The organism is Micromonospora foliorum, from assembly GCF_022229015.1.
GTDB classification, from domain to species: Bacteria; Actinomycetota; Actinomycetes; order Mycobacteriales; family Micromonosporaceae; genus Micromonospora; species Micromonospora foliorum.
In genome coordinates, this window is sequence record NZ_JAKKFF010000115.1 from 1 (window position 1) to 12,350 (window position 12,350).

The 12,350-nt window shown below is 71.1% G+C and carries 13 protein-coding genes and 2 pseudogenes; 9 read left to right on the plus strand and 6 right to left on the minus strand.

Annotation, left to right across the window (positions count from 1 at the left end; all coding sequences use genetic code 11):
- The 6 genes and pseudogenes from PSH25_RS10415 to PSH25_RS10440 all read left to right on the plus strand — a co-directional run.
- Window positions 1-525: pseudogene (locus PSH25_RS10415) on the plus strand (nitrate- and nitrite sensing domain-containing protein); the annotation flags it as partial.
- Between the two features lie 87 nt (window positions 526-612).
- A complete protein-coding gene (locus tag PSH25_RS10420) occupies window positions 613-1,035 on the plus strand; it encodes a roadblock/LC7 domain-containing protein (protein ID WP_091403761.1) in 423 nt (140 codons plus the stop codon).
- A gap of 5 nt (window positions 1,036-1,040) precedes the next feature.
- Complete coding sequence (locus PSH25_RS10425; protein WP_030337267.1) at window positions 1,041-1,427, plus strand: DUF742 domain-containing protein; 387 nt, start codon at window positions 1,041-1,043, stop codon at window positions 1,425-1,427.
- Window positions 1,408-2,019 (plus strand): GTP-binding protein, encoded by a 612-nt coding sequence (locus PSH25_RS10430; protein WP_030337265.1) that lies wholly within the window; start codon window positions 1,408-1,410, stop codon window positions 2,017-2,019. The genes PSH25_RS10425 and PSH25_RS10430 overlap by 20 nt, the downstream gene beginning before the upstream one ends.
- An 85-nt stretch (window positions 2,020-2,104) precedes the next feature.
- Complete coding sequence (locus tag PSH25_RS10435) at window positions 2,105-2,440, plus strand: YciI family protein (protein WP_238658830.1); 336 nt, start codon at window positions 2,105-2,107, stop codon at window positions 2,438-2,440.
- Between the two features lie 5 nt (window positions 2,441-2,445).
- Window positions 2,446-3,705 (plus strand): RNA polymerase sigma factor, encoded by a 1,260-nt coding sequence (locus PSH25_RS10440; protein WP_238658832.1) that lies wholly within the window; start codon window positions 2,446-2,448, stop codon window positions 3,703-3,705.
- A gap of 297 nt (window positions 3,706-4,002) precedes the next feature.
- Here the strand turns inward: PSH25_RS10440 and PSH25_RS10445 are convergent, their stop codons facing one another.
- Together PSH25_RS10445 and PSH25_RS10450 are read right to left on the minus strand one after the other, a co-directional pair.
- On the minus strand, window positions 4,003-4,191 hold the full coding sequence (locus PSH25_RS10445) for a DUF397 domain-containing protein (RefSeq protein WP_238658833.1): 189 nt from the start codon (window positions 4,189-4,191) through the stop codon (window positions 4,003-4,005).
- A pseudogene (locus PSH25_RS10450) lies at window positions 4,182-4,421 on the minus strand (Scr1 family TA system antitoxin-like transcriptional regulator); the annotation flags it as partial. The gene PSH25_RS10445 and the pseudogene PSH25_RS10450, both read right to left, overlap by 10 nt.
- A 50-nt stretch (window positions 4,422-4,471) precedes the next feature.
- On the opposite strand from PSH25_RS10450, the gene PSH25_RS10455 reads away from it, so the two are divergent.
- Window positions 4,472-4,852, plus strand: coding sequence for a hypothetical protein (locus PSH25_RS10455; RefSeq protein ID WP_238658835.1), 381 nt, complete (start codon window positions 4,472-4,474; stop codon window positions 4,850-4,852).
- Between the two features lie 262 nt (window positions 4,853-5,114).
- Here the strand turns inward: PSH25_RS10455 and PSH25_RS10460 are convergent, their stop codons facing one another.
- Window positions 5,115-7,967, minus strand: a complete 2,853-nt coding sequence (locus tag PSH25_RS10460) for an aconitate hydratase (RefSeq protein ID WP_238658836.1) — start codon at window positions 7,965-7,967, stop codon at window positions 5,115-5,117.
- A 213-nt stretch (window positions 7,968-8,180) separates the two neighbouring features.
- Between PSH25_RS10460 and PSH25_RS10465 the strand changes: the two genes are divergently transcribed.
- Window positions 8,181-8,888, plus strand: a complete 708-nt coding sequence (locus tag PSH25_RS10465; protein WP_238658838.1) for a DedA family protein — start codon at window positions 8,181-8,183, stop codon at window positions 8,886-8,888.
- A 60-nt stretch (window positions 8,889-8,948) separates the two neighbouring features.
- Here the strand turns inward: PSH25_RS10465 and PSH25_RS10470 are convergent, their stop codons facing one another.
- From PSH25_RS10470 to PSH25_RS10480, 3 genes are all read right to left on the minus strand, one after another.
- Window positions 8,949-9,608, minus strand: a complete 660-nt coding sequence (locus PSH25_RS10470; protein WP_238658840.1) for a C39 family peptidase — start codon at window positions 9,606-9,608, stop codon at window positions 8,949-8,951.
- 1,273 nt (window positions 9,609-10,881) lie between these two features.
- Window positions 10,882-11,604 (minus strand): alpha/beta hydrolase, encoded by a 723-nt coding sequence (locus tag PSH25_RS10475; protein ID WP_238658841.1) that lies wholly within the window; start codon window positions 11,602-11,604, stop codon window positions 10,882-10,884.
- Between the two features lie 63 nt (window positions 11,605-11,667).
- On the minus strand, window positions 11,668-11,856 hold the full coding sequence (locus PSH25_RS10480) for a hypothetical protein (protein WP_238658843.1): 189 nt from the start codon (window positions 11,854-11,856) through the stop codon (window positions 11,668-11,670).
- 19 nt (window positions 11,857-11,875) lie between these two features.
- Here PSH25_RS10480 and PSH25_RS10485 point away from each other — a divergent pair.
- On the plus strand, window positions 11,876-12,350 hold a 475-nt coding region (locus tag PSH25_RS10485; RefSeq protein ID WP_238658845.1), incomplete at its 3' end, for a hypothetical protein.

A 12,350-nucleotide genomic window follows, 5' to 3' on the forward strand; every position in this document is an offset into this window, starting at 1 on the left:
GTGCGGAGCAGGCCGGGCCACAACGCGCCCGAGGCGGCTGGGGAGGCACGGGGGACTACCGTGCACGCCCCCGGCCAGGGGGCGACCCCGGCAGCCGGCACCGCCGACCTGCCCACACGCGCGCGGCGCGGACCGGGGCAGCCAGCCTGGGAATGCACGACGGTGGCCAGAGGCCTACCCGCCGTCGACGGCGCGCGCCCGGGGGCGCTCGGCGCGGGTCCGGACGCGGCCGGCGACGGTGGCCCGGTGCCCGCCCGCGCCGACGCGGAGCGGACCGACTCCGGCCTGCCCGTGCGGGTCCGACAGGCGAACATCGTTCCCGAGTTGCGAGACGACCCGGCGGTGTCCGAGACCGACGACGAGGATGTGGTGCGCCCACCGGAGCAGGTTCGCCGGATGATGAGCTCCTACCAGACCGGCACCCGGCGTGGGCGGACCGACGCGGCCCGGCTGCTCGGCGGCGCCTCCGGCGCCCCGGCGGCGACGCCGTCCGAGCCGACCGACGAGGATCCACAAGCGACCTGACCGAGCATCGACGCGGGTTTCCGCGCGGTGTGACGGTCAAGCCCCAAACGAACACGGCGCACAGCCGGGCGAGAAGAGGACGACGAAGTGACCCAGAAGACGGCTTCGAGCGCCGACCTGACGTGGTTGCTGGATGACCTGGTGGGCCGGGTGAAGCAGGCCGAGCACGCGGTCGCGCTCTCCACCGACGGCCTCTTGATGGCCTCCTCCCAGGGGTTGAGCCGGGACGACGGCGAGCACCTCGCGGCGATGGCGGCCGGCATCCAGAGCCTCGCCCGAGGCGCGGGCAAGCGTTTCGGTGGTGGGCAGGTGCAGCAGACCATCATCGAGATGCAGTCGTCGTTCCTGTTCGTCACCGCGGCCGGCCGCAACGCCTGCCTGGCGGTGCTGGCCAGCGAGGACGCCGACGTCGGTCTGATCGCCTACGAGATGGCGATGCTGGTCACCCGGGTCGGCAAGTACGTCGCATCGCCGTCGCGGGGCACTGATCAGCAGGTCGGCGAGAGGTAGCGGCGATGACGGTCCAGGGGGAGTCCGCAGACCATCAGTGGGTGGATGACCACGCGGGTCCGGTGGTGCGTCCGTACGCGGTGACGCGCGGCCGGGCCCGCCCGGTCACCGGCACCTTCGACCTGATCTCCCTGGTCACGGCGACCCGAGCCGAGGTCACGCCCGAGGTCGGTCTCGGTCCCGAACATTTGGCGATCGTCGGGCTGTGCCAGCGCATACAGTCCGTCGCCGAGATCGCCGCCCATCTCGACCTGCCGGTGGGCACCATCCGGGTGCTTCTCGGTGATCTGGCAGCCCGCAGCCTGGTGCAGGTCCGCGAGCCGCAGACCACGGCCGGTCTTCCCGACAACAGCATCTTCGAGGCGGTAATCAATGGACTACGGGCACTCTGACCGGCCGGCGGGAGCGACGCCACTGCCCACCGCGATCAAGATCCTGGTCGCGGGCGGCTTCGGCGTGGGCAAGACGACCATGGTTGGCGCGGTCAGCGAAACCCGGCCGTTGCGCACCGAGGAGGTGCTGACGGAGTCGGGGGTCGGCATCGACGACCTGTCCGGGGTGGAAGGCAAGACCACCACCACCGTGGCCATGGACTTCGGCCGGATCACCATCAGCGACGACCTGGTGCTGTACCTGTTCGGTACGCCCGGGCAGGACCGGTTCTGGTTCGTCTGGGACGAGTTGGCGTTGGGTGCGATCGGCGCGGTGGTGCTGGCCGACACTCGCCGGCTCGCCGACTGCTTCCCCTCGATCGACTACTTCGAGGGTCGGGGCACGCCCTTTGTGGTGGCGGTGAACTGCTTCCAGGGCGCTCGGACGTACCGGCTCGACGAGGTGCAGGCCGCGCTGAACCTGGACCCGGGGGTGCCGGTGCTGCTCTGTGACGCCCGGCAGCGCGAGTCCAGCAAGGAGGTGCTCGTCACGCTGATGGAGCACGCCATGAAGACCCGCGAGGCCCGCCGCCGCGCCGCCAGCGGAGACTGACAGAAGTTTTTCGGGGGAGGGTGTCCGGAACGCTGTCGGCCGTTCGTCATGCTGGCGATACCCCGAGAAACCAGGGAGCGACCAGATGAAGTACATGATGTTCGTGTGCAGCGACACCGAGCCGGACACCGACCCCACCGAGCTACCCGACATCGAGAAGTGGGTGGCGGAGAACGACTCTCGTGGCCGCCGGCTGACCGGCAACGTGTTCGCGTCGGCCAGCGCGGCCACGACTGTCCGTGTTCGTGACGGTGAGCTGCTCGTCTCCGAGGGGCCGTTCGCGGAGACCGCCGAGGTGATCGTGGGCTTCGACCTGCTCGACTGCGCCGACCTTGACGAGGCGATCGAGGTGGCCCGCACCCACCCGATGGCCCGCCAGGGCCGACTGGAACTGCGTCCGTTCGCGGACCTGTCCGACTGACCGACTTGTCCACATCCCAGCGCCGGCCGGTGCGCACCCCGGCACCGGCCGGCGCGGTGGCGGCGGAGGCCGTCGCGGCCGCCAGCGTCGAGGCGTACCCCCGGATCGTCGCGACCCTGATCCGAATCACCGGGGACTGGGCGCTGGCCGAGGACTGCGCCCAGGAGTCGTTGACCGTCGCCCTGGAGCGCTGGCCCGGCGACGGTGTGCCGGCCAACCCGGGCGGCTGGCTCATGACGGTGGCCCGCAACCGGGCGATCGACGTGCTGCGCCGGGCCACCGTGGAGCGGCGCAAGCTGCACGATCTGGCGTTGCTCACGCCGGACGACGCGTCGCCGGAGCCGGAGGTGGGCCAGGACGTGGTGGACGACCGGCTGCGGCTCATCTTCACCTGCTGCCACCCGGCCCTCGCGATCGAAGCCCGGGTGGCGTTGACGTTGCGGACCGTCTGCGGCGTGCCGACCGCTGACATCGCCCGCCTCCTGCTGGTCAGCGAGTCGACGATGACCCGCCGGCTGACCCGGGCCCGCACCCGCATCGCCCAGGCCGGCATCCCGTACCGGGTGCCGAGCGGGCCGGCACTGACCGAGCGACTGCCCGGCGTCCTCGCCGTGCTGTACCTGCTGTTCACCCGGGGCTACGTCGTCGACGGCGAGCCGGCCTTCGCCGACGAGGCGGTCCGGCTGGCCCGGCTGCTCGACCGGCTGATGCCCGAGCAGTCCGAGGTCGCCGCACTGCTGGCGCTGTGCCTGTTCCAACACTCCCGGCGGGACGCCCGCCGCGACGCAGCCGGCACCCTGCTCACCCTGGAGCGGCAGGACCGCGACCGGTGGGACCGCGCCGCCATCGCCGAGGGCCTGGCCGCCCTCGATCGGGTACGCCACGACGGGCCGTACGCGTGGCAGGCCCGGATCGCCGCCTGCCACGCCACCGCAGCCTCGGCCGACGACACCGACTGGCCGACGATCGCACGGGCCTACGACGCGCTCGCCGACCTCCGCCCCTCGCCGGTGATCGCGCTCAACCGCGCGGTCGCGCACGGGTACGCGTACGGGCCGGCCGCCGGGTTGGTCCTGCTCGACGCGGCGCGGGCCGGGGGCGGGCTGGACGGCTACCCGCTCGCCGTGGCGGTGGAGGCCGACCTGGTGGCCCGGCAGGGTGACCGGTCGCGCGCGGCCGAATTGTTCCGGGAGGCGGCGGCAGCGGTGGGGTCGAGTGCCGAGCGCCGTGCGCTGCTCGAGCGTGCCGACGACCTCGACCGCTAGCGGAGCCGCCGCACGCGATCAGGAGCGGTACGTCGGTCATCTGGACCGGCACCGCCTCGCCGATCATGGAGTTGTGGTGGGCAACAAAACCCCCGTGAACTGCCAAACCAGGCACCACAACTTCATGATCGACGGGCCGGGTCTGTCCCCGCTCCGCGATCTTGCATTTTCTGTCCCGACACAAGGGGCATCCCCGCTCATGTCGACGACCAAAACTGCAAGATCGGCGCGATCTTCTCGCTCGACACACGGTGCTGACTTGCACCGTAGGGCCGCATGCTCGACCGCTGGGAGGGGTCAGCCGTGCTTGGCCAACGCCAGGAACCGGGCCCAGGCCGCCGGGTCGAAGGCGAGCGCCGGACCGGCCGGGTCCTTCGAGTCACGTACGCCGATGATGCCCGCGAGGTTGTTGGCCACCTCGACGCAGTCGCCGCCGTTGTTGCCACTCTTGCTGCTCTTGCGCCACCGAGCGCCGGTCAGGTCCATGATGCTGCTGCTTCCCTGATGAGGTTGAGGGACTGCACCCGTGACAGGGCGCCGTCGCGAATGCGTTCCCATCGTCGGTCGAATGTAGCAACGTCGGAAACCTTGTCGATGAGCTGCGCCTGCGCCTGGCTGTCCACGTGCGCGACCCGCGCCCCGTCCGGCATCTCGGCCACGGTGAACGGCCCACCGAGGCCCGGATACATGCCGACGTCGGCAGGCACGACGAACAGCTCCCTGCAACCGCTCACATCGGCCGGGCAATCGACCGGGTCAGCCGCCCTTGCCCCGTGCGATCACCGCCGGCCCGACCGGGCCACGGCACCCTCCGTACCGTGGTCACGGTCGCGCGGGGAACGTCGTACCCGAATCACGCTGGCGATCCCGGTGCGGCCCGCCGGTCGCGCACACCGCCGACGGCCCGCTGTGGACGTGCGACGCCCGCGGTCAGGACTGGCCCTGCCCGGCGCTGCGAGCGACCCCGACGGACGCGGCCCGTCGCGCGACCCTGATCCCCGAGTTCTCCCGGATCACCCGCCGGGCGATCCGCGACCTGCGCGGCCAGCCGGGCGGCCCCGATCCGGTCGCCATCGTCCGCCGTTTCCTCTGGTTCCTGCCCCTCACCGAGGAGGAGGCACGGGCTGTCGCGCTGCGGCTGCGCTGAGCGAGAGCCCGGCGGGGTTCCTGAGCTGGCCGCACCACTTGTTCGTCCTTTGCTCTGCTTCAACGGACGCAACGGCATAGGACTGTCAGTGTTGCGCCGAGTGAAGCAGAGCAAAGGCCCAAAACAGCAAGTCGGGGCACGGGAACGAGCTGCGCTCCACCCGCTCGGCCTGTTGGCTTGAGAGCGAGCGTCCGTCGGCAGAGACGTGGAAGGGCCGCTCCCCGCAAGCGCGGGAAGCGGCCCTCCTCAGGTGTTCGGTACGTCAGTTGGCGATCATGCGGCGCAGCACGTACTGCAGGATGCCGCCGTGCCGGTAGTAGTCCGCCTCACCGGGGGTGTCGATCCGCACCACGGCGTCGAACTCCACGCCGGTGTCGGTGCTGACCAGCACGGTCCGCGGGGTCTCACCGTCGTTCAGGGCGGTCACCCCGGTGATGGTGAACGTCTCGGTGCCGGTCAGGCCGAGCGACTCGGCGGTGACGTCCACCGGGAACTGCAGCGGCAGCACGCCCATCCCGATCAGGTTCGAGCGGTGGATCCGCTCGTACGACTCGGCGATCACCGCCCGGACGCCCAGCAGCATCGTGCCCTTGGCCGCCCAGTCGCGCGACGAGCCCGAGCCGTACTCCTTGCCGGCCAGCACCACCAGCGGGATGCCGGCCTCCTGGTAGGCCACCGAAGCGTCGTAGATCGAGGTCTGCTCGCCGGTGAGGTGGTTGACGGTGAAGCCGCCCTCCACGCCCGGGACCAGCTGGTTGCGCAGCCGGATGTTGGCGAAGGTGCCCCGGATCATCACCTCGTGGTTACCCCGGCGGGAACCGTACGAGTTGAACTCGTGGCGCGGCACGCCGTGCTCGGCGAGGTACGTGCCGGCCGGGGAGTCCGCCTTGATCGCGCCAGCCGGCGAGATGTGGTCGGTGGTCACCGAGTCACCCAGCTTGGCCAGCACCCGGGCGGCGGAGATGTCCACGACCGGGCTCGGCTCCTGCTGCATGCCCTCGAAGTACGGGGGCTTACGCACGTAGGTGGAGTCGTTCTCCCAGGCGAAGGTGTCGCCGGTCGGGGTCGGCAGCGACTGCCACCGCTCGTCGCCGGCGAAGACATCGGCGTACGCGGCGCTGAAACCGGTGGCGCCGATCGCCTGGGCGATGACGTCCTGGATCTCGGCGCTGTTCGGCCAGATCTCGCGCAGGTAGACCGGGTTGCCCTCGGAGTCCTCACCGATCGGCTCGTTGGCCAGGTCGATGTCCATGGTGCCGGCGAGGGCGTAGGCGACCACCAGCGGCGGCGAGGCCAGGTAGTTCATCTTGACGTCCGGGTTGATCCGACCCTCGAAGTTCCGGTTGCCGGAGAGCACCGAGACCACCGACAGGTCGTGCTCGTTGACCGCGGCGGACACCTCCTCGGGCAGCGGACCCGAGTTGCCGATGCAGGTGGTGCAGCCGTAGCCGACGAGGTTGAAGCCGAGCTTGTTCAGGTACGGCGTGAGGCCGGCCCGCTCGTAGTAGTCCATGACGACCTTCGACCCGGGCGCCAGGGTGGTCTTCACCCACGGCTTGCGGGTCAGGCCCTTCTCCACGGCGTTACGGGCCAGCAGCGCGGCACCGATCATCACCTGCGGGTTGGACGTGTTGGTGCAGGAGGTGATCGCGGCGATCACCACGGCGCCGTGGTCCAGCTCGTACTCGACGCCGTCGGCGCCGGTGACCCGGACCGGGTGGCTGGCCCGGCCGCCCGCGCCGACCGCCGCGGTCTCCAGGTCACGCGGCTCGTCGGCCGGGTCGCTGAACTCGTTGGCCGGCGGGTCGCTGGCCGGGAAGGACTCGGCGCTGGCCTCGTCGGCCGGGCCGTTGGCGCCGCGCGGCAGCTCCTCGCGGGGAACACCCGGCTTGAGGTCCCGCTCACCGACGGAGTCGTCGGCGACGTAGTCGGTCAACGCGGAGCGGAACAGCGTCTTCGCGGCACCCAGCGGCACCCGGTCCTGCGGGCGCTTCGGGCCGGCGAGCGAGGGCTCGATGGAGCCCAGGTCCAGCTCCAGGCGCTCGGAGTAGTCCGGCTCGGCGTCCGGGTCGTGCCAGAGGCCCTGCTCCTTGGCGTACGCCTCGACGAGCGCGACCTGCGCGGCGTCGCGGCCGGTCAGCTCCAGGTAGCGAATCGTCTCCGCGTCGATCGGGAAGATCGCCACGGTGGAGCCGTACTCCGGGGACATGTTGCCGATGGTGGCCCGGTTGGCCAGCGGCACGGCGCCCACGCCGGGGCCGTAGAACTCGACGAACTTGCCGACCACACCGTGCTTGCGCAGCATCTCGGTGATGGTCAGCACCAGGTCGGTGGCGGTCGTGCCGGGCGGCATCTCGCCGGAGAGCTTGAAGCCCACCACCCGGGGGATCAGCATGCTGACCGGCTGACCGAGCATCGCGGCCTCGGCCTCGATGCCGCCGACGCCCCAGCCCAGCACGCCCAGGCCGTTGACCATGGTGGTGTGCGAGTCGGTGCCGACCACCGTGTCCGGGTACGCCTGGCCGTTGCGCTCCATGATGGTACGGGCCAGGTACTCGATGTTGACCTGGTGCACGATGCCGGTGCCCGGCGGGACGACCTTGAACTCGTTGAACGCGGTCTGACCCCAGCGCAGGAACTGGTAGCGCTCCTTGTTGCGCTCGTACTCCAGCTCGACGTTGCGGGCGAACGCGTCCTCGCGGCCGAACAGGTCGGCGATGACCGAGTGGTCGATGACCAGCTCGGCCGGGGCGAGGGGGTTGACCTTGCTGGCGTCGCCGCCCAGGTCGCGTACGGCCTCACGCATGGTGGCCAGGTCGACCACGCAGGGCACGCCGGTGAAGTCCTGCATCAGGACCCGCGCCGGGGTGAACTGGATCTCCACGCTCGGGGCGGCGGTGGAGTCCCACCCGCCGAGCTGGCGGATGTGGTCGGCGGTGATGTTCGCGCCGTCCTCGGTCCGCAGCAGGTTCTCCAGCAGAATCTTCAGGCTGTACGGCAACCGGGCGTGGCCGTCCACCTTGTCGATCTTGAAAATCTCGTAGCTCGCGTCTCCGACGCGTAGCTGGGTCTTCGCACCGAAGGTGTCGAGGCTCGCCACGTCGTACTCCTTCACACCAGCGACCGTGAGTAGTCCTGAGCAGTCTGTCGCACCGGCCGGGGTGCCGCCGAGGTTAGGTGACACTTACCGCCCGATTCCGCTTCCAACAAAACCGTACGTCCGTCTTGCTATCTGCGCAACTCGGCGTCACGGGTTGGGCGGCGCACGACCACGCCGCGTCGTCAGGCCGGCGGGGTAGGGTCGGGGCCGATTCGGAAGGGGTGCCGAGTGATCGACGTTCAGCACTGGCTCTCGGCGCTGCCTCCGGGCGTGATCTACCTGATCGTCGCCGGAGTGATCGGCGTGGAGAGCATGGGTGTCCCGCTGCCCGGCGAGATCGTCCTGGTCAGCTCCGCCCTGCTCGCCGCCACTGGAGTGGTGGAGCCGGAGTGGGTGGCCAGCGCCGCCGCGTTCGGCGCCATCGTCGGCGACTCCATTGGGTACGCCATTGGCCGACGCGGCGGTCGTCCACTGCTCGCCCGGCTGGGCAGACGGTTCCCCAAACACCTGGGCCCGGCGCAACTCGCCCGTGCCGAACAGAGCTTCGCCCGACACGGCGTCTGGGCGGTCTTCTTCGGTCGCTTCGTGGCACTGCTGAGAATCCTGGCCGGGCCGCTCGCCGGCGCGCTGCACGTGCCGTACCGCCGCTTCCTGCTGGCGAACGCGGCCGGCGGGTTGGTCTGGGCCTTCGGCACGACGTACCTGCTCTACTCGGTGGGCCGCGCGGCCGAACACTGGCTGAAGGACATCTCCTGGGCCGGGCTGGTCCTCGCGGTGCTCGCCGGGCTCGGCAGCACCTGGTGGCTGCGCCGCCGCGCGCACCGCGTCGCGTCGGCCGACGGCGCCGCCGACATGACGGCGGCCGAGGTGCCTACCGGCGGTCAGGCGGCTGTGGTGGCCCCCGGCGTTGAGTCGACCCGCCCGGGCGAGCACTGACCTGAGCATGCCGAAGGGCCGGGCCCCGTGGTGGGGTCCGGCCCTTCGGTGTGGTGCGGGTCAGCTGGTGGCGTAGCCGCGGGTGGCGATCCAGTCGGCGAGGTGCTCGACGGTGACCTCGTAGGAGGCGGTGTTCGGGTCGGCGGAGTCGGCGATCTTCACCACGTTCCCGCCGTCGCGGTAACCCACGACGCTGATGTAGTGCCCGCCCTCGAAGGAGTGCACGCCGCCGTCGGTGTCGACGCTGGTGCCGGCGATGTTCGCGACCACGGCGCGGCCGTCGTCGACGGTCTTGACGATGTCGGCGCGCAGCGTGTCGGTCTGCTTGGCGTCGGCGTCGGGGGTGCTGATTTCCACGGAGCGGTAGGCGTCGTTCTTACCGGTTTCCTTGTTCAGCACGGGGGTGATGTCGTTGATGGAGTTGGTGCCGGCCTCGGTGGTGCCCATCTCCTTGGCCATGGCGTCCACGCTGATCTCCTTGCCCTGCACGGACAGGGCGTTACGCGTGGCGGCCGGGCCGCAGTAGTAGAAGTTCGGCTGCGCCTCGTAGCGCACACCGAGCTGACGCTCACCGGCGGGCTTACGGTCGCTCTGCGTCTGGGTGGCCGGCTTGGCATCCGACGCGGCGTACGCGGCGGTCACCGGCCCGGCGATGGCGCCACCGGTGAAGGCGAGGCCGGCGGCGGTCAGGGCGGTCTTACGGATCAGATCGGTACGCATGATGGCGTGCTCCTCTGCATCGGGGGAACCCGCACGGCACTCAACGGGGGTCAGTGCGTGCGGGGGAAGTTCGAAGGGGTTCTGCCCGGTGACCCGCGAGGGGGTCGGCGTCGGGACAGGGTGTAACCGTTCGCGGTGGCAGGTCATTCCGCCTTCCCGCGGGGGGTCGGCCGTTGTGGCGCTCGGCCGTTCGGGGGTGTAACCGGGGCGGCCTGGCCGGTGTTCCCGGCGGCTGCCCTGCCCGGCCGTTGTGTGGTGCTTGGCCGTGCGGGGGGTGTAACCGGGGCGGCCCGGCGGGTGTTCCCGGCGGGGCCGTCCCGCCAATGACCCGGGCTGTTGCGGTGGGCCTGCCACGTATAACGACCCGGCCCGGCCGCCGATTCCGCCGGCGGGGTGGCCCCGACCACCCGATACCCGAGGCGAAAACCGACAAAGCGCCCACCCTACCCGCCTGCCGAACCCGACAGGGCGGACAGGCCGGCATGATCCACTCGCGTTTACGGAAACCGCGGTGTCCCGGCGCCGGGGACCCCCCGGCTTCAAGGAACGCGAGTGGATCATGCCCGGCCTGTGCCGATCGCGCACCCGCACCGGCCAGGCCTGCGGATCGACACGGCGGACAAGGCGCCACCGTGATCGGCGGGCGAGGCGCCGTGATCGACTCGGCTTCCTTAAAGTCGCCGTGTCCCGAGGTCGAGGACGCCCCGACTTCAAGGAAGTCGAGTGGACCATGCCGGCTGTACCGTTTGCGCACACCCGCGCCGGCCCGGGGCAGGGCTGAAACTCCTGTGGACCCGCCCGGTATGTCGTGTTGATGTCGCCCTGCACGAACTCGAACTGAGCTGCGCCGGCCCCCACATGCACCAGGCCCTGCATGATCGTGCTCGATCCAGGAAACAGGCCCCTCCCTGCGCTGAGGAGGCCACTACAACAAGGATCGAGCACGATCATGCAGGGCCGCGACACCTCAACCGGCGGATGGTCGCATCCGGCACACCTGTAGCCCGCCGCGGCATCGGCCCTGCCCTCGCGCGCGCCGCGTCGGCCCTGCTCTTGCACCCGCGCCGCGTCGGTCCTGCCCTTGCACCCGCGCCGCGTCGGTCCTGCCCTTGCACCCGCGCCGCGTCGGTCCTGCCCTTGCACCCGCGCCGCGTCGGTCCTGTCCTTGCACCCGCGCCGCGTCGGTCCTGTCCTTGCGTCGCGTCGGCCTTGCCCTTGCGGCGCGTGGCTCATGCCGCCTCGATTAATGGGTGGGACGGCGAGGCGACAGTGGTCAGGTTGCGTCGAGTAGCTCCAGGACCGCGTCGTGGGCGGCCAGTACGGCTGTCTCGGACTGCGGGCCGGGGTTGAGGATGTCGAAGGAGTGCTGGCCGTCCGGCACCTCGATCACCTGCATCGGCCAGCCCTGGGCGGTCGCTGCGGGGAGGAACGCGTCGATGCCGGCCAGGACCGGCGGGATGTCCTGACCGGCGCGGGTCAGCACCAGTGGCACGCCGGGGCCGGAGGTGAGCGCCTCGACCGGCAGGAACCGAGCGTCGACCTGCCAGCCGGGGAACGGGATGAGCAGCGGGTACGTCAGTGCGATCCCGCGTAGCCAGGGCGGCGGGACGCGCAGCCAGTCGGCCGCGAAGAGGCCGCCGCCGGAGAAGAACCACAGCACCACCCGCTCCGGGTCGACCCGCGGATCGGCGCGGACCTGCTCGACCATCGCGGCGATGTCGTCGGCTGCGGCGGGCAGCGCCGACAGGTCGGACACCTGATAGCTGACCAGCGCGGTGACCACGCCGCTCGCGGCGAGCAGCGCGCCGTAGCCGCGGTACAGCAGCCAGTCGCGGGGGTCGGGCGCGTCGGGTGGCAGCGGAGCGCCGTGGACCACCACGACGGCGGGCGCGGGACCGGTGTGGGTGGGCAGGTGCAGGTCGACGTTGCCGTGTCGTTCGACCGGCGCGGCCGGGGTGGACAGGACGAAGGGCCGCTGTGCGACGGGCGTCGTCATGGCCCCATCGTACCGATCATGGACCTGCCCGGCTGTCCCAAACGATCTACAAGGGACAGCGAGTCAGGCAGGCTCACCCGGCTTCGCGGCATTGCCGGCCTGGGCGTGCCGCTCCAGCAGCCGCTGCCGGATCTCCTCCGGTGTGTACGCGCGCCGACGGCGTTCGGCTCGCGCGATGACCACACCGGAGGCCGCGACGCCGGCGAGCCCGGCCAGCCCGAGAACCTTCCACCACCGCATTCGTTGCCGCATCGGCCTAGGCTAGACCCTCATGAGCATCAGCCTGGATGAGGCCGTCGAGTTGACCCGCACCGGTGACGTGTGGGTGTTCCGGGGTCGCAGCGTGCCGGACCGGGCGATCCAGTTCACCACCAACAGCCCGGTGAACCACGTCGGGATGGCGGTGGTGCTGGACGACATGCCGCCGCTGATGTGGCACGCGGAGTTGGGTAGGTCGTTGCCGGACCTGTGGTCGGGCAGCCACCAACGCGGCGTCCAACTGCACGACCTGCGGGACGCGGTCTGCGTCTGGGCCAACCGGTACGGCCAACGGGCCTGGCTGCGGCAGCTCGACCCGCCTGCCGACGCGGAGATGGAGCGGGCGGTGCTGCGGACGATCGCGCGGTTGGACGGCACGCCGTTCCCGTCGACCGCGCAGCTGGCGTGGCGCTGGGTGCGTGGTCGGGTGCCGGCGCTGCCGCGCCCCGGCCGGCTGCCCAACCTGCCGCACCTCGGTCGGCTGTCGG

Coding starts and splice junctions, on each gene's coding strand:
- PSH25_RS10425 (WP_030337267.1), top strand. CDS start 1,041: ATGACGGTCCAGGGGGAGTCCGCAGACCATCAGTGGGTGGATGACCAC.
- PSH25_RS10430 (WP_030337265.1), top strand. CDS start 1,408: ATGGACTACGGGCACTCTGACCGGCCGGCGGGAGCGACGCCACTGCCC.
- PSH25_RS10435 (WP_238658830.1), top strand. CDS start 2,105: ATGAAGTACATGATGTTCGTGTGCAGCGACACCGAGCCGGACACCGAC.
- PSH25_RS10445 (WP_238658833.1), bottom strand. CDS start 4,191: ATGGACCTGACCGGCGCTCGGTGGCGCAAGAGCAGCAAGAGTGGCAAC.
- PSH25_RS10470 (WP_238658840.1), bottom strand. CDS start 9,608: ATGCGTACCGATCTGATCCGTAAGACCGCCCTGACCGCCGCCGGCCTC.
- PSH25_RS10475 (WP_238658841.1), bottom strand. CDS start 11,604: ATGACGACGCCCGTCGCACAGCGGCCCTTCGTCCTGTCCACCCCGGCC.
- PSH25_RS10480 (WP_238658843.1), bottom strand. CDS start 11,856: ATGCGGCAACGAATGCGGTGGTGGAAGGTTCTCGGGCTGGCCGGGCTC.